The 20780-nt window shown below is 66.0% G+C and carries 18 protein-coding genes and 1 pseudogene; 5 read left to right on the forward strand and 14 right to left on the reverse strand.

The window, feature by feature from the left end; genetic code table 11:
- Positions 1 to 120 precede the first annotated feature (120 nt).
- Together JW364_RS00730 and JW364_RS00735 are read left to right on the forward strand one after the other, a co-directional pair.
- Positions 121 to 3498 (forward strand): DEAD/DEAH box helicase, encoded by a 3378-nt coding sequence (locus tag JW364_RS00730; protein ID WP_058251001.1) that lies wholly within the window; start codon positions 121 to 123, stop codon positions 3496 to 3498.
- A 177-nt stretch (positions 3499 to 3675) separates the two neighbouring features.
- Positions 3676 to 4635, forward strand: a complete 960-nt coding sequence (locus tag JW364_RS00735; RefSeq protein WP_374100782.1) for a hypothetical protein — start codon at positions 3676 to 3678, stop codon at positions 4633 to 4635.
- A 12-nt stretch (positions 4636 to 4647) separates the two neighbouring features.
- Here JW364_RS00735 and JW364_RS00740 read toward each other — a convergent pair whose 3' ends face one another.
- From JW364_RS00740 to JW364_RS24480, 5 genes are all read right to left on the reverse strand, one after another.
- The gene (locus tag JW364_RS00740) at positions 4648 to 5373 is read right to left on the reverse strand and encodes a GNAT family N-acetyltransferase (protein WP_078111836.1); all 726 of its coding nucleotides are present in this window, start codon (positions 5371 to 5373) and stop codon (positions 4648 to 4650) included.
- A gap of 22 nt (positions 5374 to 5395) precedes the next feature.
- Positions 5396 to 5812: a DUF3761 domain-containing protein gene (locus JW364_RS00745; RefSeq protein WP_078111835.1), complete on the reverse strand. Its 417-nt coding sequence runs from the start codon at positions 5810 to 5812 to the stop codon at positions 5396 to 5398.
- A 117-nt stretch (positions 5813 to 5929) separates the two neighbouring features.
- Complete coding sequence (locus tag JW364_RS00750) at positions 5930 to 6448, reverse strand: OsmC family protein (protein WP_078111834.1); 519 nt, start codon at positions 6446 to 6448, stop codon at positions 5930 to 5932.
- 156 nt (positions 6449 to 6604) lie between these two features.
- Entirely contained in the window at positions 6605 to 7165 is a 561-nt protein-coding gene (locus tag JW364_RS00755) for a hypothetical protein (RefSeq protein ID WP_139362970.1), read from the reverse strand.
- Positions 7166 to 7197: 32 nt separating this feature from the next.
- Positions 7198 to 7644 (reverse strand): PASTA domain-containing protein, encoded by a 447-nt coding sequence (locus JW364_RS24480; protein ID WP_078111833.1) that lies wholly within the window; start codon positions 7642 to 7644, stop codon positions 7198 to 7200.
- A 268-nt stretch (positions 7645 to 7912) separates the two neighbouring features.
- Between JW364_RS24480 and JW364_RS00765 the strand changes: the two genes are divergently transcribed.
- The gene (locus JW364_RS00765; protein WP_139362969.1) at positions 7913 to 8599 is read left to right on the forward strand and encodes a hypothetical protein; all 687 of its coding nucleotides are present in this window, start codon (positions 7913 to 7915) and stop codon (positions 8597 to 8599) included.
- 7 nt (positions 8600 to 8606) lie between these two features.
- Here the strand turns inward: JW364_RS00765 and JW364_RS00770 are convergent, their stop codons facing one another.
- Positions 8607 to 8831, reverse strand: coding sequence for an amphi-Trp domain-containing protein (locus JW364_RS00770; protein ID WP_078111831.1), 225 nt, complete (start codon positions 8829 to 8831; stop codon positions 8607 to 8609).
- 133 nt (positions 8832 to 8964) lie between these two features.
- Here JW364_RS00770 and JW364_RS00775 point away from each other — a divergent pair, with 133 nt between their 5' ends.
- Positions 8965 to 10566 carry an alkaline phosphatase gene (locus JW364_RS00775; protein WP_078111830.1) on the forward strand — a complete coding sequence of 534 codons (1602 nt, stop codon included), beginning with the start codon at positions 8965 to 8967 and terminating at the stop codon, positions 10564 to 10566.
- Between the two features lie 68 nt (positions 10567 to 10634).
- Here JW364_RS00775 and JW364_RS00780 read toward each other — a convergent pair whose 3' ends face one another.
- The 5 genes from JW364_RS00780 to JW364_RS00800 form a co-directional block, all read right to left on the reverse strand.
- Positions 10635 to 12425: a penicillin-binding transpeptidase domain-containing protein gene (locus JW364_RS00780; protein ID WP_205333134.1), complete on the reverse strand. Its 1791-nt coding sequence runs from the start codon at positions 12423 to 12425 to the stop codon at positions 10635 to 10637.
- A 99-nt stretch (positions 12426 to 12524) separates the two neighbouring features.
- Positions 12525 to 13451: a serine hydrolase gene (locus JW364_RS00785; RefSeq protein ID WP_078111828.1), complete on the reverse strand. Its 927-nt coding sequence runs from the start codon at positions 13449 to 13451 to the stop codon at positions 12525 to 12527.
- On the reverse strand, positions 13448 to 14326 hold the full coding sequence (locus tag JW364_RS00790; protein ID WP_078111827.1) for a LysR family transcriptional regulator: 879 nt from the start codon (positions 14324 to 14326) through the stop codon (positions 13448 to 13450). Before JW364_RS00790 ends, JW364_RS00785 begins: the two co-directional genes overlap by 4 nt.
- A 58-nt stretch (positions 14327 to 14384) precedes the next feature.
- Positions 14385 to 14630 carry a hypothetical protein gene (locus tag JW364_RS00795; protein ID WP_240198446.1) on the reverse strand — a complete coding sequence of 82 codons (246 nt, stop codon included), beginning with the start codon at positions 14628 to 14630 and terminating at the stop codon, positions 14385 to 14387.
- A 49-nt stretch (positions 14631 to 14679) separates the two neighbouring features.
- On the reverse strand, positions 14680 to 14970 hold the full coding sequence (locus tag JW364_RS00800; RefSeq protein ID WP_078111825.1) for a hypothetical protein: 291 nt from the start codon (positions 14968 to 14970) through the stop codon (positions 14680 to 14682).
- A gap of 51 nt (positions 14971 to 15021) precedes the next feature.
- On the opposite strand from JW364_RS00800, the gene JW364_RS24065 reads away from it, so the two are divergent.
- Positions 15022 to 15183 carry a hypothetical protein gene (locus tag JW364_RS24065; protein WP_240198502.1) on the forward strand — a complete coding sequence of 54 codons (162 nt, stop codon included), beginning with the start codon at positions 15022 to 15024 and terminating at the stop codon, positions 15181 to 15183.
- Between the two features lie 307 nt (positions 15184 to 15490).
- On the opposite strand, the gene nuoN is transcribed toward JW364_RS24065, so the two are convergent.
- The 3 genes and pseudogenes from nuoN to nuoL all read right to left on the reverse strand — a co-directional run bounded on the left by nuoN (position 15491) and on the right by nuoL (position 20778).
- Positions 15491 to 17263, reverse strand: a complete 1773-nt coding sequence (gene nuoN / locus JW364_RS00805) for an NADH-quinone oxidoreductase subunit NuoN (protein ID WP_205333135.1) — start codon at positions 17261 to 17263, stop codon at positions 15491 to 15493.
- Positions 17263 to 18868 (reverse strand): annotated as a pseudogene (locus JW364_RS00810) (NADH-quinone oxidoreductase subunit M). The gene nuoN and the pseudogene JW364_RS00810 overlap by 1 nt, the downstream one beginning before the upstream one ends.
- Positions 18865 to 20778 carry an NADH-quinone oxidoreductase subunit L gene (nuoL, locus tag JW364_RS00815; protein ID WP_205333136.1) on the reverse strand — a complete coding sequence of 638 codons (1914 nt, stop codon included), beginning with the start codon at positions 20776 to 20778 and terminating at the stop codon, positions 18865 to 18867. The pseudogene JW364_RS00810 and the gene nuoL overlap by 4 nt, the downstream one beginning before the upstream one ends.
- Positions 20779 to 20780 lie beyond the last annotated feature (2 nt).

The following is a 20780-nucleotide window of genomic DNA, read 5'->3' on the forward strand; positions in this document are numbered from 1 at the left end:
GCTAACAAACCAAGTGCTTGCTTGGCGCCGATTCGGTGACCCTGTGGAGAAACGTGGATGACATCCGATGCGGTGCAGACGTCGGGTCCCGCCGCCGGCAGAATCGCCTAGCCTCGTCGTGTGGCAGCGTTCGATCAGTTATCGCCCGCGGAGTCGGGCCTGCTCGCGCATTTCGACGTCGCGACGATAGGCCGAGGTGCCGAATACGCACAGCAGGGGCGCGTGGCTCTCGAGGACTGGGACCCGTTGTTCATGTCGGCGACCGGGACCTGCGTCGGTTCGAGTGGCGACCTGTACTCACTCGAGATCGGGTTCGGTGACGACGCCCGCGGATACGCGGTCGACGTCGCTGAGTGCGACTGTCCGGTCGGTGCCAACTGCAAGCACGCGGTTGCTCTGGCGCTGGGGGTGATGCGTGCAGGACTCCTCGGTGCGTCGCCTCGAGGCGTGAGGCATGCGTCAGCGCCGTGGCGAACATTGCTGGGCGACCTCGTTGCCGGGGCCACCCCGAAAGAGCCGGGATCGGCTCCCATCGGACTGCTCGTCGAGCTCGACGATCCCGAGTGGATGAGCCTGAAGACGGTGACATTGCGCCTGGTGACCCCCGGTAAGAAGGGCAACTGGGTACGCACGGGGATCACGTGGAGCTCCATCGAGCCGGGACATGTGACCGAGTACTACAGGTCCACCACCGACCATCCGGCTGAGCACTTCGACCCCGTTCACCTGGCACGAGTCCGTGCCGTCCACCTCTGCGCCGGGGACAAACACCAGTACGGGACCTCCCAGGTTCACCGATTGGACCAGGCGTCCGCCGAGATCTGGACCGCTCTACGGGCGGCGGTCGACGATGGTGTCGTACTGGTGGCGCATAAGTCGACGGGCGCGAAAAAGGTCGAGTTGCTTCCACCCGCGTCGGCCGCGTTGACCGTCGATCGCGACGACGAGGGTCTCGTGGTGTCCGGCGGTGTCGACTTCCCGACCGTCGGGCCGTCTGCGGACGACGCTTTGATGCTGTTCGGCTCGGTACCTCACGGAGCGAGCCTGGTACGAGGCGGCACGATGTTCCTGGCGCCGCTCGTCGACGACGGGACGTCGAAAGCCCTCCGGGCACTGCTCGACGCCGGGACGATCGGGATTCCCGACACCGACATCGCGGAGTTCGCCGACGAGGTCCTCCCCGACCTCGCCGGTCGGATGTCGGTGACCGTGGCCGATGGCGCCGTGACCCGACCCGAGATCACCGGTCCCGACGCGGCAGTCACGCTTCGGGTCGCCGACGATGGCGGCGCGCACCTCGAGTGGGGTGTCGTCTACCGCGTGAACGGGAGCAGACGATTCTTCCCGTCCGGGCAGAGCTCTGGGTTCGGTGACGACGTGGCCGAACGTCGCCTGTGGAAGCAACTCCGTGGCCACCTCGAAGCTGCGGCTCGGGTGTGTGATCGATGGCAGATTCAGGTCGCCGGATTTCCGGGCAGCAAGTTCGCAGACGATCCGGAACTCGCCGAGATGAGTCGCGACGAGGCTCTCGCATCGGCATCGGTTGCGCTCCTGACCCGCCGCTACCGTTACTCGCCCGTCGACACTGCGCGGTTCGTCACCGAGGTCGCCCCGGAGCTGCGGGCTGACGGGATCGAGGTGGAGATCGTCGGCGAGCTCCCCGACTACCGTGCCGCCGAGGTCGTCCCCGAGATCGGTTTCGGTGCCGAACGGTCCGATGACAACGACTGGCTCGGCCTGTCGATCACCGTCGAGGTCGACGGCGTCGCAGTGCCGCTGCACCAGGTGCTGACGGCGTTGTCGAACGGAGCGACACACATGCTGTTGCCCGACGGGGCCTATTTCGTGCTCGACACCCCGGAGCTGCAACGCCTGGCCGAACTGGTGGCCGAGGCCCGCGCACTGGGTGAACTCGACCGCGGGCGGGTCCGCCGGGATACGCACAACGCCACTCTGTGGGACGAGCTGCTCGAACTCGGGACGGCCGACGACGATCTCACGAAGTGGCGCGAGCAGTTGCGTCGTCTGGCCGCCGCGACACCGCCGGCGCCTTGTCCGGTGCCGACCGGGCTGCGTGCGGACTTGCGTGACTATCAGAGGGCTGGCCTCGACTGGCTGAACTTCCTGTGGGAGAACAGAATCGGCGGAGTGCTCGCCGACGACATGGGGCTGGGCAAGACCCTCCAGTCCCTCGCGCTGATCGCGAAGGTCATCGAGGAGGAACCGCAGGCTCGCTTTCTCGTGGTCGCACCGACGAGCGTGATCTCGAACTGGGCGGTCGAAGCAGAACGGTTCGTACCAGGTCTGAGGATTGCAACGGTGACCGAGACGAGCGGACGGGCGAAGATCGCGTTCGCCGATCGTATCGCGGGAGCGCAACTGATCGTCACCTCATACGCGCTGATGCGCATCGGGATCGACGAATTCGCATCGGTCAGTTGGACGGCCGTGTTTCTCGACGAGGCACAGTTCGTCAAGAACCACGCCAGCAAAGCTCATCAGTGCGCTCGCCGTCTTGATGCCGAGGTCAAGATCGCGATCACCGGCACGCCGCTGGAGAACAACCTGATGGAGCTGTGGTCGCTGATGGCGTTGACCGTGCCGGGTCTGTTCCCGTCGGCGAAGACCTTCACGTCGTACTTCCGCAAGCCGATCGAAAGTGGCACGGAGCCCGGGCGGTTGGCGTTGCTACGACGACGGATCCGTCCGATCATGCTGCGGCGCACGAAGCATCAGGTTGCCACAGACCTGCCCGCCAAGCAGGAACAGGTACTTTCGATCAGCCTGAACGCGAAGCACGACAAGCTGTATCAGACGCGCCTCACTCGGGAGCGGCAGAGCGTGCTCGGCCTGCTCGACGACTTCGACGGCAACCGGTTCCAGATCTTCCGATCGCTCACCATGCTCCGGCAACTGAGCCTGCACGCCGGGCTCGTCGACGAGAAGCACACCGACATCGACTCCGCCAAGATCGAGTTCCTCGTCGAGCAAATTCCCGAGCTCATCGCCGAAGGGCATTCCGCCCTGATCTTCAGCCAGTTCACCGGGTTTCTGAAACTCTTGGAAAGAGAGCTCGCCGGTGCCGAAATCGATTACAGCTATCTCGACGGATCGATGACCGCAAGCCGGCGCTCCGCGGCGGTCAAACGTTTCACGAGTGGGTCGTCGAAGGTGTTCCTCATCAGCCTCAAGGCCGGCGGTTTCGGCCTCAACCTGACCGAGGCGGACTACTGCTTCGTATGTGATCCGTGGTGGAATCCGGCGGCCGAGGCCCAGGCCGTGGACCGCGCCCATCGCATCGGTCAGACTCGTCCGGTCACGGTCTATCGTCTGGTGTCGGCGAACACGATCGAAGAGAAAGTGGTTGCGCTGCAGGAACGTAAACGCGACCTCTTCAACGCCGTCGTCGATGACGGCGACATGTTCGGTGCGGCCATCGACGCCGACGACATCCGCGAGTTGCTCGGCGGCTCGCCGGCCGGGTCTGACCCGAAGTGACTCACGGGCCTCGGCGACAGATGGACTTCATCTCGACCCATGAACGTCGGTCGGAGTCCATCACCCGAGTGTGAGTCCATTGGTCCGGACCACAGTGATGAAGGACTCCGTTGCGCCTCGCTGAGCTGCGCAGGAACCGACCTCAGTCGTCGTGAACCGTGGTCTACTGGACAGATGATGTACGTCGTGATCGCCGTTTTCGTGGTGGTGATCGCGGCCGCGCTGGTGGTGCTCCTCGGAATGCTGATCGGGGCGTTCTCGGCGATGTTCACCGGCATGCGCGACGACCTCCGGCATCGAAGGTCAGCGGCGCGGTCGACGACGAAAGCGTCGTCGACCGCCGGTTCCGGTACGTCCTCGTCTGCTCCGCTGGCCGACCTCGCCGACACGATCCGACTTGCGCAGGCCAGACGCTGGGCGTCGTGCCAGGCCATCCGGCAGCAGTTGGGTGATGATGCCGGTGCGGCCGTCGACAGCGATGCCGAGGGTGCCGACTTCGTCGCCTCGGCCGCCGACATCTGGCATGGCCGGGCGACCGGAGACGTAGAAGGCGGCGGAACCGGGGTCTCGGCGCTGTCCCGTCGTCGTAGTCGCGACAGGGGCGAACTGGAGCGTTTCTCGTCTGATCCCGTCGGCCAGATCGCGTGGACGACCGCCGCGGTGGCGGACCGCATCAGTGGATTCCCCGCGTGGCAGCTCGACTTCTTCGACCGTCACGCCGTCCGCGTCGACCTCGAGGGGGAGGTCACCGCCATCTCGACTGTCGCTGTCGGGCTGCGCGACCAACTCGCACTTCTGGGTGCGGAGCCGACCGGTCACCTGGCCGCCGATCCACAGGTGGTGTCCACGTTCGTCGAGAAGTCGCTCCTGCTGTCCGGCCGGCTCGACGAGCTGGTGCGGCGCCTCGAGGCATTCGCGGGGTACGAGTCGATCGTCGCGCGCATTCAACACCGGCAGGAGAAGCAGGCGTGGCTCGACCGCGTGAGTGGAATCGACGACTTCGAGCATGCCGTCGCCACCGAATGGGACCGGGCCGAGGGTGATCGGGTGCGGCACCTGGCCGACGAGTCGGACGTGTTGGCATCGATCTATCTCGACGAGATCGCTCCCTTGGCGAAGTCGTTGACGCGGGACTGACTGAGTCCGAGTTCAGCTAGGCGCCCGCAAGATCTGGAACAGGACCTCACGGCGAACGACGAACCCCAGTTGCTCGTACAGCCGGATCGCGCCGACGTTGCGGGCGTCGGCGTGGAGGATCGGAACATCACCGCGACGTCGGATGCGGTGCGCGAGGTCGAGTACGAGCCGGGACGCGAGTCCGTGTCCGCGGTGGTCGGGATCGGTGCAGACGGCGCTGATCTCGGTGTAACCCGGAAGTCTCAGCCGTTCACCACCCATTGCGATGAGGCGGCCGTTGCGTCGGATTCCGACGTAGGCGCCCATCTCGATCGTGCGGGGGCGGAAGGGCCCTGGGCGAGTGCGTTCGACCAGGTCGGTCATCTCCGGCACATCTGCGGCGGTCAACGGCGCGGCCTCATCGTCAGGCCGGATGTCGACGCCGGCGTCGACCATCTGCACACCTGGCAGGTCCATCGTCGTATCCCATTCCGCGGGCGGACGATTCGTGACCACCGGCAAGAACAGGGAACCACCCGGGCCGATGAGTTCGGCAGCGTCCGACCAATCTCGAGCGGTCGGAGAGTCGGGGAGAGCCGCCATGGGGCAGACATCGGGGTGATACCGCACAGCACCACCGCGGCGCTGAGCGAAGTGCGCATGTGGCCCGGTGAGGGCCGCGAGAGCCGGGTTGTCGAGTAGCGCGTGACCGGTCATCTCGTGTTCGGCTGGTCGTTCGTCGGTGATGCGGTCGGTCACGGGGCGACCATACGACAGAAGGTCAACTACTCCCGAACAGCAGGGCGCCTAGCAATGCCGCACCGATCACGGAACTGCCGATCACTGCGCTCCCGACCCCCAGCTCGGAGCTGCCGCTCTCATCGCTACCGGCCCCGGTTGTTCCGGAACCATCCGCGATTCCCCCGTGCCGGGAACACGCACCCTGTCGGTTCTTCGCGTGGCTGTACGTTCCGTCCTTGCAACGAATCCCCGTGGGTGAGTTGTCCGGCCCTGGGACGCAGTTGCCGTCCGAATTCTCGTACCACCCGGATCCGCAGCTGTAGTCGACCTCGTGGATGGCCGGGTCCGCCCCTGCCGGTGCGTCCCCGATGGCCGCGCCGGTCAGCAATGAACCAATCGTCAGCGCCAGCACGGTGGCGAGTCCAGCAAGAAGTCGACGCGCGGTCATCGTTGGCATTCGGTGATCCTCGATGACTTCAACGATCGTTTGGCAACCTCCGACGCTTCTGGCACAGATCTTCGGTTGTTGGCGGGGCGTGTGCCTTGCTTACGGCTGCTGTGTCGTCGGTCGGCGTCAGTTCAACACGATCTCCACCGGCACCGCGTTCGCGAGGGTGTGCCCGACCGGTGAACTGGCCTGGACCTTGGCGTGCAGCTCATCGAGCCTCTCGCGCGGGGCGTCGGAATTGATGGTGACTCTCGCGGTGATCGATCCGAATCCGGCATGTCCCTCCGCCAGTCCGAGGAAGACGTGCAGGTCGACGTCGCCCTTCAGATCGACTCGCAGATCCTTGAGTTCGATGCCCGCCACAGTGGCGTTCGCGGCGTAACCGACGGCCAGGCAGTTGCCCAACGCGCCGAGGAGCTGTTCGACCGGGTTTGGTGCCGTGTCGCCGCCGCCGAGCGCAGCGGGCTCGTCGGACGGGACCGGCGGGAAGTCGCGTATCCGTGCCGCCGACGCGAACGAACCGTTCCACTGGACATGCGCGGCCCACGTCGTCTGGGCCTTGCCGGCGTCGTCCTGAATCGCTTCCACCAGTTGGCCGACGGCGGCAATGTCCACGTCGTTGAGGCGGGTGGCGGTCTCGGTCATGGTGCTCCTTCGACGGTGCGGTTGCCGACGAAGGTAGCGAGGAGCATCGAGAACGACGACGTTCTGCATCATGGTGAGCGGAACACTTGGATGTTGCGGCGCGGAGGAGCATCCTGCGCGATCGCATGGGCCGGTCGAACGGTTACGAGGACTGGTTCAGTTGCCGTGGATCTCACGGCATCGCTCGACACTGTTCGTCTCGAGACATTCGGCCCATTCCTGTTGCTCATCAGCCCACGGATGGCTGGGTTCCTGGCCGGTGTCGAGTCGCCATTGGTAGTTGTCGCAGATGATCGAGTTCCCATTAGCGTCTATCGCGGTGCGTCCGGTGTCCGCGCCGATACAGCGGTCTCCCGCAGACGGCCCAACAGGCGTCGTTGGCAGGCCCGGATTCGGTGCGACACCGGGCGAGCGAGACCAAACGGCACCGTCGGTGCCGGCGAGGCGTGAACAGTAAGCCATGGCGCCATCCGAGAACTGCGCGGTTGCTCCGCGCGGGCCGCACTCCGCGCCTTCGGCGACGACGGGAACTACGGGGGGAGCAATTGTTGGGGCGACGGCGGTCGTTGAGACGGGGGAACGCGACGGCGGCGGCGCCAGCGAGTTGCTTTCACTCAAGGAAGCCGCCGACGTGACGGCGGTGGGTGTACTGGATTCGACTGTCGTTGATCGATCGGTGGCGCAGCCGGTCAACGCGAGCAGGGCCAGTCCGGTCACAGCAGTAAGGCGAATCAAGTGTGCAGCACTGGTCAACACGGGTTGGGTTCGCCGATCTTGACTGCGGAGAGAACCGCTTCCCCTTCGGAGAAAGGTGTACCGGGGGTAGGTGTTTGACTGACAACGATCCAATTACTGTCGACCAGCTGCGACCTCCCGCGACCGGTGGCATCCTCACTACGCGAGAAGAAGACTCCCGCGGACTGAATAGCATTCTGTGCATCCTGCAAACTCATACACACGACGTTCGGCATGATCGACGCCTCGTCGACGGTCGGCGGAGGAGCACCGGTAGTGCGCTCGGCAGTAGTCCCTGGAAGCAGTGAGGTCGTCACTTCGGTCGTTGTCGATAGCGCGTCCTCGGTGACCGAACGTGTGGGCTCTGGCGACTCCGTCTCCTGTTCGGCGGGACTGCAAGCGGAGTTGGCCGCGAGTATCGCAATGACAGCAACAGTCAGGGAAAAGTGTCGGGCGCGCATAGATCCTCGATTCCGTAAAGCTCACAACTGCGAACCCGCACCGTAGGGCGTCACGGGTTGCCGGCGCAGAAGGTCGGACCGATTTGGTTTGTTCAGAGGAATGGCTCTCCGGTGCTTTGTGGTGTTGAAGTCTTGGGCGTCGACGTCATCGGGTCCGGCCAGTCGTCCGAGTACAGAACGAACGCTTCGCCCGCCGGTGGCGCGGGTGAGCCGGACGAGCTAGATTGTTCAGCATGCTGAACAAGTTCGGGGTTCCGACCGTGCTCCGATGCCGACCGCGGCCTGCGGGGCGAGGGTGACACCCGCGGAACAGGTCACGGTCCCCCTGGCGCTGTTCGACTTCGTGCCGGTCGCGTTCGGCGCGCTCGGTGCACTCCTGGTCGCGCGTCGAACCGACTGGCTACCTGCATATATCGGCGCTGGTTTGATCTTTGCCGGAGGTTTCGCCAAAGCGTCGTGGAAGTTCCTGGCCGCCACGGACATCGTCGACATCCCGCGGCTCGCCGATTCGCTCTTCCCGCTGATGGGTTGTGGTTTCCTGCTCCTGGCCGCCGCGGCCTGGGGTGTTCGCAGACTCACACTCGCCCTAGGGCTCGTCGGTCTCTCGGTCGTCGGAGTGGTGGTCCCATCGATTGCCGGCTGGTTTCTGATCGCCGTGATCATCGGCGCGACAGCACTTTACGTGGCCCTCGCGCGCGACGCGTGGAGCGTTCGGGATGTGCGCACGGTGGCGTTGCTCGCGGTGTGCCTGGCGGGGACCTACACGCTCGGACCACTGGCCGGTCAGGAACAGACTCTCTCGCTGCAATGGATCGAGCAGTCGATCAACGCCGTCAGTCAAGCAGCCTTCGCTGTGGCCGCTTGGCGATTGACGCGCACCGAGCGGTCGGCCCTACAGACACCGAACCCAGCCTCGTCATTGGCGTCCACCGATTCTGACGTACCCAGTCGATAAGAGCTGCCTACCAGGTGATCTCGATCTCGAGCTCGGATTCGTCTTCGCCCCGCTCGATCTCGATCTTCAGCTGCACCTTCGCCGGGATGTCGACACGGACGGTCTTGTTGTTCTCCACGAAAGACACCTCGTTGTGACGGCCGATGGCGTCCGCGAGCTCGTGGATCCTCTTCGCCGCCTCTTCACGGGTCAGTTCGGTCTTGGTCTTGTGCTCGAACAGTTCGTCGCTCATCAGTCCATCTGAGCCGACCGGACATATTCGGTCAAGCGGCACGCGTGCCGGATGACACCGAGCTCGGAGACGGACACCTTCTCGTCACCCATTTGTCACCAGCCATTGGAAGTGCTGCGCCACCCTGGCGCCCGTGACCCGACCTCATCGAGCAGACCGTCCCACGTCCCGACGCACGATTCTGCGGACTGCCGCCGCGGGCGCGCTCCTCGTCCCGGTCGGGCCCGCGCTGGCGGCCTGTGGGTCGTCGAATCCTGGTTCGGCGACGCCGAGTCTGGTCAGGAACCGGCCGGTCCTCACCCACGGGGTGGCCACCGGCGAGGTGACCAGCGGAGGGGCGCTGGTGTGGGCTCGGTCGGACCGGCCGGCGACCATGATCGTCGAGACCTCATCGAGCGAGTCCTTCGACGCTGCACGGAAGTTCCACGGACCGCAGGTGACGCCCGCCGGCGACGGGACCGGCCGACTACGGGTGGCCGGCCTGGAGCCCGGCCAGACCGTGCACTATCGCGTCACCTTCGAAGGTGATGACGGCGCGCTCTCCGAACCGGCGACCGGAATCTTCACGACAGCTCCGGTACGAGACGGCGACATCAGGTTCCAGTGGTCCGGCGACGTGGTCGGCCAGGGGTGGGGCATCAACCCCGATATGGGCGGGATGACCATCTTCGCCACCATGGCCGACCGTGATCCGCAGTTCTTCATCCACTCCGGCGACGCTATCTACGCCGACAATCCGGTCGAGGCGACTCAGGAACAGAACGACGGGAAGACCTATCGGAACATCACCAGTCCGGCGAAGGCGCAGGTGGCGCAGACCGTCGATCAGTTTCGTGGAAACTACGCGTACAACCTGACCGACGACCACTTCCGACGCTTCGTCGGATCAGTCCCGCAGCTGGTGCAGTGGGACGACCACGAGGTCGTCAACAACTGGTTCCCCGGGGAGAGCCTCGAGGGGCAGGGCCGCGAGGGATACACCGAGATGCGCGTCGACGTGTTGGCGCGCAACGGACGTCAGGCGTGGCAGGAATGGCAGCCCGTCGAGATCGGTGCCTCGGATCGTCTGTACCGCAGGGTGTCATACGGTCCGCTGCTCGACGTCTTCATCCTCGACATGCGCAGCCACAAGGACCCGAACCCCGATGCGTGGTCAGGGGACAACGTCGACGGCTTGCTCGGTCCGGAACAGACCCAGTGGCTCATCGACGGACTGCGGGGTTCGACGGCGACCTGGAAGGTCGTCGCCAATGACCTGCCGCTGAGCATCGTCGTGGCGGACAAGAACACGACACCGCCGGACGGTCCGAAGGCAATGGAAGCGGTGGCCCAGGGTGATGCCGGCGATCCGCTTGGTCGTGAGATCGCGTTCTCTCGCATCTTGTCTCAGACGAAGAACGTTCGGAACGTGGTGTTCCTGACCGCCGATGTCCACTACACTGCCGCGATCTCCTACGAGCCAGACCGCGCCGGCTTCAAGGATTTCGCGCCGTTCTGGGAGTTCGTCGCCGGCCCGTTGCACGCCGGTGCGTTCCCGGAGAGCCCGTTGGACAGCACATTCGGTGCCGAATACGAATTCGTCCACGCGCCCACCGAGTCGAATGTGTCACCGGCGGAGGGGTTTCAACACTTCGGCGAGGTGACGATCGACGGTCGGACCAAGGTGCTGAGCGTGGATCTGGTCGACGCGTCGGGCAAGACCCTGTACCGAAAGGACCTCGAGCCGGCGTCGTGACGACCCGTTGACAGAGTGCGGGATTCGTCCCGGAATCCGGTGCCGTTCCCGCACTCTGCGGAAGCTGCTCACTCGCTCAGCGGCCGCAGGAACTCTCCTGTCACCTCGACAGCGGGTGCGGACGACCCGCCTCCGACGACGAGCGTCGCGAACGCGAGGTCCCCGACGATGCCGGCGAACCAGCCATGCGGGTTCTCGTTGTTGCCGTACTCCGCAGTGCCGGTCTTGCCCCCGAGGCCGGGAATGTCGCGAAGGGCGGTGGCCGTACCACGAGTGACCGTGTCGCGCATCATGCTTCGGAGCGCTCGGGCGACGTCGTCCGAGATGGGTTGCGGCGTGATGTCTCCGGTCGTCTGTCGACCTCGGACCAAGCCGGGGACAACGGTCTCGCCGCGCGCGAGGCTCGCCTCGGCCAGGGCGAGGCCGAAGGGGCTCACGGTCACCGTGCCCTGGCCGATGCCGTTCTCGACACGTAGGGCGGGCGAGTCGGCCTTCGGTACCGAACCGGTGACGGTCGTCAGGCCCGGAACGGTGTAGTCCGCGCCGATGCCGAACCGTCGTGCCATGGCGGTGAGCGCGTCGTCGGGCAGCCTGTTCGCGAGGGCGCCCATCGTCGTGTTGCACGAGCGCGCGAAAGCTGTTGGAAGTGCCACGGTCCCGAGGTCGAAGTCGTCTTCGTTCGGGATCGTCCGACCTTCGATCGTGGTGCGGCCAGGACAGCGGACCTGTGACGTCGGTTGCACGGCTCCGGCGTCCAGTGCGGCTGCGGTTGTGATGGTCTTGAACGTCGAACCCGGAGGGTAGAGCCCGGTCAGCGAGACCGATCCCGACCTGTCGGCGGCGTCGTTCTGCGCGACGGCGACGATGCCTCCGGTCGACGGTTCGATGGCCACGACCATGGCAGGGCGTCGTTCGCCGTCGACGGCGAGTTGTGCTCGGGTCTGGACATCGCGGTCGAGGGTCGTGCGCACCGGTGGCGTGACACCGGGTTGCGCCGAGTCGACGAGATGCGTGGGTGTGCCGTCGGCGCCGACGATCTGGACGGACCACCCCGCCGTGGCGTCGATGTGCTCGCGCCAGATCTCCTCGAGTCCCGACATCGCCGGCGAATGCAGTGCTCTGGTGGCGCTGAGCAGCGCGCCTTGCTCGCTGAGCGCGACACCCGGAATCGACTCCACCGAGCGCTGGACGCGCCGGAGATCGGACTCGCGGAGCCGGATCACCGTGTGGGTCTCGACGGGGCTCGACCGGCTGGACGAGTTGCCCGCGAAGGCCGCGCGGATACCGGCGGCGGTCATACCGGGTTCGACGGGTCGGAGGGCGCGGGCGAGCATCTCCGCCGAATCGAGCTGCGCGCGTTGCAGAGTGACCAGGGTGACGGCCTGCCAGGTCATGAGCGGTCGATCGTTGGTGTCGAGAACCGGCGTTCGATAGGCGCGATCATCGCTGTACGAGAACGATTCTCCGGCACGGAGTTGCCTGTGCAGGACGGAGGGCTGCCACCGGATCTTCCAGTGGGAATCCGCCTCGGCGAGGACGACAGAGGTCTGATACCCGACGCTCCGATCGCGGATCTGCCAGCGATGGTCGAGTGTGCCACTGACCTCCTCGCCGTCGACCAGGTCGGCCGCGACCGAGAGCTTGGGCGTGCGGCCCATGCCGTCGAACATGGCGGTGATCGCCGCGCCTGCCGCGGCCGGATCATCGGTGAGGGCCGCGGCCCTGGTGGCATCGCCCTCCTGCAGCGCGGCCGCGAACGACCGTAGCGCGTCCTCAGGTGAGTCTGAGGGCAGGAAGCAACCCGACACCGTGCCCACGATCACCGCACATGCACTCACCAGTGCCCACCATCGACGCATGACCCGAGCCAACCCATCGGGACGAAGCGATGCCAAGTTTCGGCACGCGATCGGCCGATAGTGGTTCGCTATCGTCGCTGTTCCTGGGCGAGTTTCCGCTCAGTCGTCCGGTCTTCGGAGTTCGGTGACGATCACGCGGGCCACCTCTCCGATGGCGCGGTCGACCTCGGGTAGCGCCATCTCGGATCTCGCGCTCATCGTGAACACCGCGACCGCGATCGGCACTTCGCCGGGGAACTCGATGACGCCGATCTCGTTGCGAACGGCGACGAGCGTGCCCGTCTTTCCCGCGACGCTCACCCGTCGGAACGGAAACCCCGAAGCGAGGCGCGAGGTGAAGACCTGTTTCCTCATCGTCTGGCGAATGAACTCGCACGACGCCGCGGACGCTGCGCGATCGGTCCAGATTGCGTCGAGCAGCGTCGTGCAGTCGCGCGGTGTCGCGGCACTGGAGTAGGCGGCGTCGTAGGCGCTGACCGAGGCGTCGAAGTCGGGATCGGCCAGGGCGGCGAACGCCTCGGCAACGGTGCTCGTGCCGGTCTCCCGCTGCAGACGTGCGTGCGATTCGGCGACACCACCGACGATGCGGGTGTGCGTGAGGCCGAGGTCGACCAGGTCGTCGTGGATCTGCGGCAGTCCGATGTGGGCGAGTATGACGTCGGCGGCGACATTGTCCGAGACGGTCATCATCGACGTGGCCAGGTCACGCCAGGACACGGCCACCGGGTCCGAGAACAGTGCGAGCCCGGTCGGGCCCTGCGCCCACCGGGTGGGATCGATGGTGATCGACGCCGTGAGATCGATGTCGCCGCGATCTGCCATCCGGCACAGGGAGACCAGCACCGCGAGTTTGTACACCGACGCGAGGACGACCGGGGTGTCGGCGTCGTGGCAGTACTCGACCGGCGCCGGACCGATCGTCCGAACATGCACGCACCCCGAACAGCCGGCGTCGGCGAAGGTCTCGTGGACAGCGCGGTCGAGCTCGGTGCGGACCGACTCGGGCAGGGGCGCCGACGAGCTCACGTCGCTTTGCCGATCCGGTAGAGGGCGGCGGTGACGACCTCCGCCACCTCGCTGAGGCCGGGTTCGCGGTAGACGACGCGAAGGCGCAGCGCGGTGGCGTCCGGTCCGACGGACAGGCAGCGAACAGCATCGACCGCGGCGAGGACACCGCGATCGACGGTCAGCGCGAAGGCGTGCCCGGCGGCGACCGCGGCCAGCAGTTGGTCGGCGGAGGTCACCGTATTCAGCTGCGGGTCGAGGCCGGACTCTCGGAGCCGGTCGATCAGCTGGTCGTGCGCAGGCGGGTTGAACGACCGTGGCGTGTGGCAGAAGCGCAGCCCGGCCAGGTGACGCAGGCGCGGCCGGTCGGCGGACGCTGTCGGATGCGAAGCAGGCACCACGACCGAACGCTTGAGGACGACGATCGGGCCGGTGCTCAAAGAGCCGGTGACACAGGGCGCTTCGACAACCGCGAGGTCTAGTGACCCGGCCGACACCTGTTCGATGAGATCGACGGTCGAGGAGCTGATCGTGTCCTGTCCGGACGCGACCCCGGCGATGCGGCGTGCCAGCGTGGCCGTGATCGTCGGGCCGACCAGTGATGGGATACCCCAACGCAATACCTCGGTCCGCTCGTGGAGCCGACGGGCCTCGCCGACGAATCTCGAAGCGTCGTCGACGAGTAGACGTGCGCGCGGAAGCAGTTCGCGTCCGGCATCGGTGAGTTCGGCGCCGCGAGTGGTGCGTCGGATGAGCTGGAGTCCCAGCTGCTTCTCCAGGCGACGCAGACCCTGAGAAACCGGCGGCTGCGTCATCTCCAGGCGCGTAGCGGCCTCGCCGAAGTGGCCCTCCTCGGCCACGGCGACGAAGAACCGCAAGTGCCTGATCAGATCCACGGGTTCCAGGATGGCATGGTTGCACGCGGGAAGGGTTCAGCTGAGAAGTGGGCGAGTGTCACTCGTGGAACTCGCCTTTGGGTAACCGAGGACGCGCAGTTGGCGGCCATTGTGTCGGAGTCGCGATCGTCCAAGTGGCCGGAGGAGTTGAGAAGTCCACCCATCTGCCGTGACCGAGGTACAGCGAGAACGCCTCCTCATCAGGGAAATCGCCCATACGCAGGTAGAGAGTATGTCGCTCGGCGTCACCCATGTACCAGCTGGCATCATCCGGATCGGCGACGAAGTGGATGACGGTGTTCATGGCCGACTCCAGATCGGACACAACGGAGTTCCGGGTCACCATGTCGCTCTCAATCCTCGAGGTGGGCTGACACCACGATGTCCTGCAAACCTGCCTGCACCGTCGTGCTGGTGGACGCGGTGGTTGCAGAAGTCTGCAGCAGATACACGACGTTCGCTCGTTGGTACAGCACGTCCTTGTTCGCGAGATACCGCGACCGTCCGTCCGGGCCGACCCAGTGCCCGGCTTGGATGGTTCCGCCTTCGGTGCGGTTGCTGACCGGGAATCGGTCCGCTCGGTCCTCGATCCATCCGGGGAGGCCACGAGACTCCACGAACGCGTGGTCGAGCAGGTCATTCACGTCGACCGAAGAATCGACGATGAATCTCGTAAGGGCGATAGAAATCGCGTCATGACCGCCACGGTCCGCGTGAGCGGTGGCGACGTAGCGGTCGAGGAGACCGCACCGTGCCGCTGCTGGGTCGCGTTGATACGCCGCGTGATCAACGTCCACCCGAACGATTCCGGCAACCGATCGGTGATCGGTCACTTTTGCCTGAGACACCGCCATTAGGCGTAGACGCTCACCGAGGGGGTCGAGATCAGACATTGGCGGCGCTCCTATTTTGATGGATCGCTCACAATATCCGTTGCCGCTCGGTCTTTTGCTGAGCGTTGACGGAGACGGGACATCGGCTAGAGAAGACCCGCAGGTCGGACGATGCGTTTGGACGACGTAGCGCGACCATAGTGCCTGACGCGGGGGCAGTCTGCGTCGCATACCGGACCCAAATGCCCCAACTCGATATGTGACCGTGCACGATCCTGCACAACTCCGCAGTGGTCGACGTTTCGTTGACGGATCCGTTCCTGATCATCTGTCAGCGCAAGAACACCGCTGCCGCGTCGGCGAGGTCGAGCAGCGGTTGCGGAAAGATGCCGAGGGCGACCGTCATCAGAGTGCACAGGGCGATGCCGGTCGTCGTCAGCACACTGGGTTTCACCACGTGCGGGGCGCCGGAGGTGGGAACGTCGTCGAAGAACATGGCGACGATGATGCGGACGTAGACGTAGGCGGCGATGGCGCTGCTGATGACGCCGATGACCACTAGGACGCCGCCGCCGGAACCGGCGGCTGCGGCGAAGACGTCGAACTTGGCGATGAAGCCACTGGTCAGCGGGATGCCTGCGAACGAGAGCAGGTACACCGAGAACATGGCGCCCACCAGCGGGTAACGGCGCCCCAACCCCGACCACTGGGTGAGGTCGGTGGCCTCGCGGCCGGACAGGTGTGGGTTTCGTGCCAGCGGTGCCGTGCCGTGGATGGCGACTGCGCGGGCGGAGGGACCGGAGTCGGTGTCGGGCTCGCGGATGACGGCGACGGTGGCGAAGGCGCCGAGAGTGGTGAACGCGTAGGCGGCGAGGTAGAACAGCGTGGCGCCGAGTCCCGCTTCGTCGAAGGCGATCAGGCCGAGCAGGATGAACCCGGCGTGCGCGATGGACGAGTACGCGAGCATCCGCTTGACGTCGTTCTGGGTCACCGCCATGACCGAGGCGATGACCATCGACGCGATGGCCACCGCCCACAACGCGGGTTCCCATTGCTCACGCAGCCCCGGGAAACCGACGTAGAAGACCCGGAGCAACGCGCCGAAAGCGGCGACCTTGGTGGCGGCGGCCATGAACGAGGTGACGGGCGTCGGAGCGCCCTGGTAGACATCCGGAATCCACGAATGGAACGGCACCGCACCCACTTTGAAGAGCAGGCCGACGGCGAGCAGTGCGAGCCCGATGAGTGCCAGCGTGGTGTCACCGCCGCTGTCGGCGATCGCCGAGATCGACGCACCGATCGTCGAGAGGTTGAGTGAACCGGTGGCTCCGTAGACGAAGGCCGCTCCGAACAGGAAGAACGCAGACGAGAAGGCGCCCAGCAGAAAGTACTTCAGGGAGGCTTCCTGCGAGATGAGGCGCCGACGCCGGGCCAGTCCGCACAGCAGATACAGCGGGAGCGAGAACACCTCCAGCGCGATGAACATCGTGAGCAGGTCCCCACACGCCGGGAACAGCATCATCCCGCCCACCGCGAGCAAGGCCAGGGGAAAGACCTCGGTCGTCACCGCTCCGGCGCGGGTGGCCTCGAACTCGGCATCGGTGTTGGGTACCGAGGCACCCGAGGGGGTGAACATGTCGGCGTCCACCCCGCCACCGGCCGGGCCGCCACTCGTGATCGCGTCGTCCCCGCCGCCGACCCCGGCGAGCCTTCGCATCGTCACCGGTGCGACCACTCGCTCGAGTCGGCGCTCGGCCATGAACCCGACGGCGATGACCGCGATGATCAGCAGCAGCCCTTGTAGATACAGCGCCGGTCGATCGATCACGACCGCACCCGACATCGCGAACTCGCCGTTCGCGCCATCGTGTGTCTGCGCGACCGCCACCGCGATCAGGGCACCCAACCCGACGACCAACCCGCCGAGCGCAAGCGAGAGTTGCAGGGGATACCGCAGACGACGCGGCGCGAACGCCTCGACGAGCACCCCGACGACCCCGACGCCGAACACGATGAGCATCGGTGCGAGAGATGCGTATTCGACGCTGGGGGTGTCGATGGCGGCCAGCGTCATCGGACCGTCGACGAGGGTGGTCGATGTCATCAGTTGCCCTCCGGATCAGACTCGGCGACGGCTGGTTCGGGCGCCTCGACGCCGACAGTGGTGAGCGTGGCCTGTACCGCCGGATCGATCAGGTCGATCATCGGCTTCGGATACACCCCCAGCGCGATGAGCAGGGCGAGCAGCGGAGCGACGACCACGAGTTCGCGACCCGCCAGGTCCCGCATCGACGACAAGCGGTCGCCCGCCGGCTTCGTCGGTCCGCCCATCATGCGCTGATACGTCCACAGGATGTAGATCGCCGACAGGACGAGTGCCGAGCAGGCGATCACCGCGGCAACCGGGTAGCGGGTGAAGGTGCCGATGAGGACCAGGAACTCGCTGATGAACGGGGCCAGCCCCGGGAGCGAGAGGGTGGCGAGCCCGGCGACGAGGAAGGTGCCGGCGAGGACGGGCGCGACCTTCTGCACGCCGCCGTAGTCGGCGATCAGGGTGCTCCCACGGCGTGACACGAGGAAGCCGGCGATGAGGAACAGTGCGGCGGTGGAGATCCCGTGGTTGACCATGTAGAGGGTCGACCCGGTCTGGCCCTGGTCGGTCATCGCGAAGATGCCGAGGATGATGAAGCCGAAGTGCGAGATGGACGTGTAGGCGATGAGCCGCATCACGTCGGTCTGGCCGATTGCCAGAACCGCGCCGTAGACGATGCTGACGACCGCACAGTCCGCAGACGAGGGGCGCGAAGTACTGGGACGCGTCCGGGAACAGCTGCATGCAGAATCGCAGCATCGCGAAGGTCCCGACCTTGTCGATCACGGCCATCATCAGCACCGCCGAGGCGGGCGTGGCGGCGACGGCGGCGTCGGGCAACCACGAATGCAACGGCCACAGCGGCGCTTTCACCGCGAAGGCGAACAGGAAGCCGAGGAACAGGAGTTTGGCCAACCCGGTCGAGTCGTCGATCTGTCCGCTCGCGACAGCTGCGGCGATGTCCGGCAGCGCGAACGTCCCGCCACCGTCTGGGCCCACCCCGTCCTGGGCGGTCACCACGTAGAGTCCGATCACCGCAGCCAGCAGAAGGAGTCCGCCGAAGAGGTTGTACAGCAGGAACTTCACCGCGGCCGCCGATCGGTTGGGTCCGGTGCCGAACCCGCCGATCAGGAAGTACATCGGGATGAGCATCGCCTCGAAAAGGATGTAGAACAGCAGCACGTCGAGCGCGACGAAGCTCATCAGCACCATCGCCTCGGTGGCGAGGAACAGCGCCAGGTAGATGTGCGGGCCCTTCTGCGCGCGGCCACCCGAATTGTCCAGCGAGCCCGCCGACTCGGCATCGCGCCAGCCGGCCACGAGCAGCAGGGGCAAAAGTGCCGCGGTCAGCAGCACCAGGACGAGTCCGATGCCGTCGAGCCCCAGCGCATACCGCGTACCCAGCGCCGGTATCCAGCTGACGTCTTCGACGAACTGGTAGCGCTCCCCACCGGGATCGAAACCGGCCGCGAGACCGACCGAGAGGACGAGGACAGCCACGGACACCACGAGCGCGAACCATCTCGCCGCGGTCGCCCGGTGCGCCGGGACCGCGAGGACAAGGGCCGCGCCGACGGCGGGCGCAACCCAGAGGATGGTCAACCAGGGGATGCTCACAGGACGTTCACCGCCATCACCAGGGCCACGATCACGGTGGTACCCGCGAACATCGACAAGGCATACGACCGGACATAACCGTTCTGCCACCCGCGTATTCGACGCGACGCGCCGGTCACCGCATCACCGACACCACTGGTGAGCGCGTCGACGCCGTCGGACTCGACCGCGACGAGGCCGGCGGTGACCCGCTGACCCGGCCGCATCAGCAGCTCCTCGTTGACGGCGTCGCCGTACAGATCGCGGCGAGCGGCGACGGTGAGCACGGATACGTCCTCGGGCGCGGTCACCGGCACCGGTCGAGTCGCGTACTGACGGTAGGCGACAGCCACGCCGACGGCGACCACGAGCAGGATGATCGCCGTCATGGCCCACACCGGGACGAGATGGTGCTCGGTGTGTTCTCCGACAACGGGTTCGAGCCACGTCTCCAGCGATCCGCCGATGGCCAGCAGGCCGCCCGATGCAACGGAGCCGAGCGCGATCAGGATCATCGGGCCGGTCATGACACGCGGCGACTCGTGCGGGTGAGGTGCCGGCGCGTCCGTGCCGTCGTGCCAACGCTTCTCGCCGAAGAAGGTGAGCAACATGACCCGGGTCATGTAGAACGCGGTGATCCCGGCGCCGAGAAGTGCTGCGCCACCGAGGATCAGACCTTTCGCTCCACCCGCTCCGAACGCGGCCTCGATGATGTGATCCTTCGAGTAGAAGCCCGCGAACGGCGGCACACCGATGATCGCGAGATACCCGACGCCGAAGGTGACGAACGTGATCGGCATGAGGGCGCGCAGTCCGCCGTAGCGACGCATGTCGGTCTCGTCGTTCATCCCGTGCATCACCGAACCCGCACCGAGGAACAACCCCGCCTTGAAGAACCCGTGGGTGAGGAGGTGCATGATGGCGAACGCATAACCCGCCGGACCGAGCCCGGCGGCCAGCACCATGTACCCGATCTGGCTCATCGTCGACGCGGCGAGCGCCTTCTTGATGTCGTCCTTCGCGCAACCGATGACGGCACCGAACAACAGGGTGACCGCGCCGACGACCACGACCCCGACCTGGGCGGCGGGGGCGAGGTCGAAGATCGGGCCCGAGCGCACGATGAGGTAGACGCCGGCGGTCACCATGGTCGCGGCGTGGATCAGCGCCGACACCGGCGTCGGGCCCTCCATCGCGTCGCCCAGCCACGACTGCAGCGGCACCTGCGCCGACTTGCCGCATGCGGCGAGAAGCAGCACGAAACCCAGTGCGGTGAGTGTCGTCTCGCCTGCCTGGGAAGCACCGTCGAACACCGCGGTGAAGGCCACCGAGCCAAAGGCGGCGAACATGATCATCAGGGCGACAGCGAGCCCGATGTCGCCGACCCGGTTGACGACGAATGCCTTCTTGGCCGCGGTGGCCGCCGACGGCTTGTGCTGCCAGAAACCGATCAGCAGGTACGACGCGAGTCCGACGCCTTCCCAACCGAGGTAGAGACCCAGGTAGTTGTCGGCCAGGACCAGAACGAGCATGGCCGCGAGAAACAGGTTGAGGTAGGCAAAGAACCGGCGACGATCTGGATCGTGCTGCATGTAGCCGATCGAATAGACGTGGATGAGCGAGCCGACGCCGGTGATCAGCAGGACGAAGCACATCGACAGCTGGTCGAGGAGAAACCCGAAGTCGACCTGGAGCTCGCCCACCGGTACCCAACTGAACAGGACGTCCGACATGACGCGGTCGTCAGCAGATCGGGACACCATGCCGGTGAACATGATCAGCGCCACCGCAAACGACGCGATCGCGAGGCCCGTCCCGAGCAGATGCCCCCAACGGTCGGTGGCGCGACCACCGAGAAGGAGGATCGCCGCACCCAGGAGCGGCAGAGCCGGGATCAGCCAGAGCAATGACGCAGTGAGTTCGGCGTTCACCA

The sequence above is a fragment of the Gordonia sp. BP-119 genome, from assembly GCF_016924115.1.
Taxonomy (GTDB): Bacteria; Actinomycetota; Actinomycetes; order Mycobacteriales; family Mycobacteriaceae; genus Gordonia; species Gordonia hongkongensis.

What these genes read in the sequence shown, in the direction of transcription:
- JW364_RS00750 (WP_078111834.1), bottom strand. Translation starts at nt 6,448, where the DNA reads ATGACCGAGACCGCCACCCGCCTCAACGACGTGGACATTGCCGCCGTC.
- JW364_RS24480 (WP_078111833.1), bottom strand. Translation starts at nt 7,644, where the DNA reads ATGCGCGCCCGACACTTTTCCCTGACTGTTGCTGTCATTGCGATACTC.
- JW364_RS00770 (WP_078111831.1), bottom strand. Translation starts at nt 8,831, where the DNA reads ATGAGCGACGAACTGTTCGAGCACAAGACCAAGACCGAACTGACCCGT.
- JW364_RS00745 (WP_078111835.1), bottom strand. Translation starts at nt 5,812, where the DNA reads ATGCCAACGATGACCGCGCGTCGACTTCTTGCTGGACTCGCCACCGTG.
- JW364_RS00765 (WP_139362969.1), top strand. Translation starts at nt 7,913, where the DNA reads ATGCCGACCGCGGCCTGCGGGGCGAGGGTGACACCCGCGGAACAGGTC.
- JW364_RS00735 (WP_374100782.1), top strand. Translation starts at nt 3,676, where the DNA reads ATGTACGTCGTGATCGCCGTTTTCGTGGTGGTGATCGCGGCCGCGCTG.
- JW364_RS00780 (WP_205333134.1), bottom strand. Translation starts at nt 12,425, where the DNA reads ATGCGTCGATGGTGGGCACTGGTGAGTGCATGTGCGGTGATCGTGGGC.
- JW364_RS00795 (WP_240198446.1), bottom strand. Translation starts at nt 14,630, where the DNA reads ATGAACACCGTCATCCACTTCGTCGCCGATCCGGATGATGCCAGCTGG.
- nuoN (WP_205333135.1), bottom strand. Translation starts at nt 17,263, where the DNA reads ATGACATCGACCACCCTCGTCGACGGTCCGATGACGCTGGCCGCCATC.
- JW364_RS24065 (WP_240198502.1), top strand. Translation starts at nt 15,022, where the DNA reads ATGACCGCCACGGTCCGCGTGAGCGGTGGCGACGTAGCGGTCGAGGAG.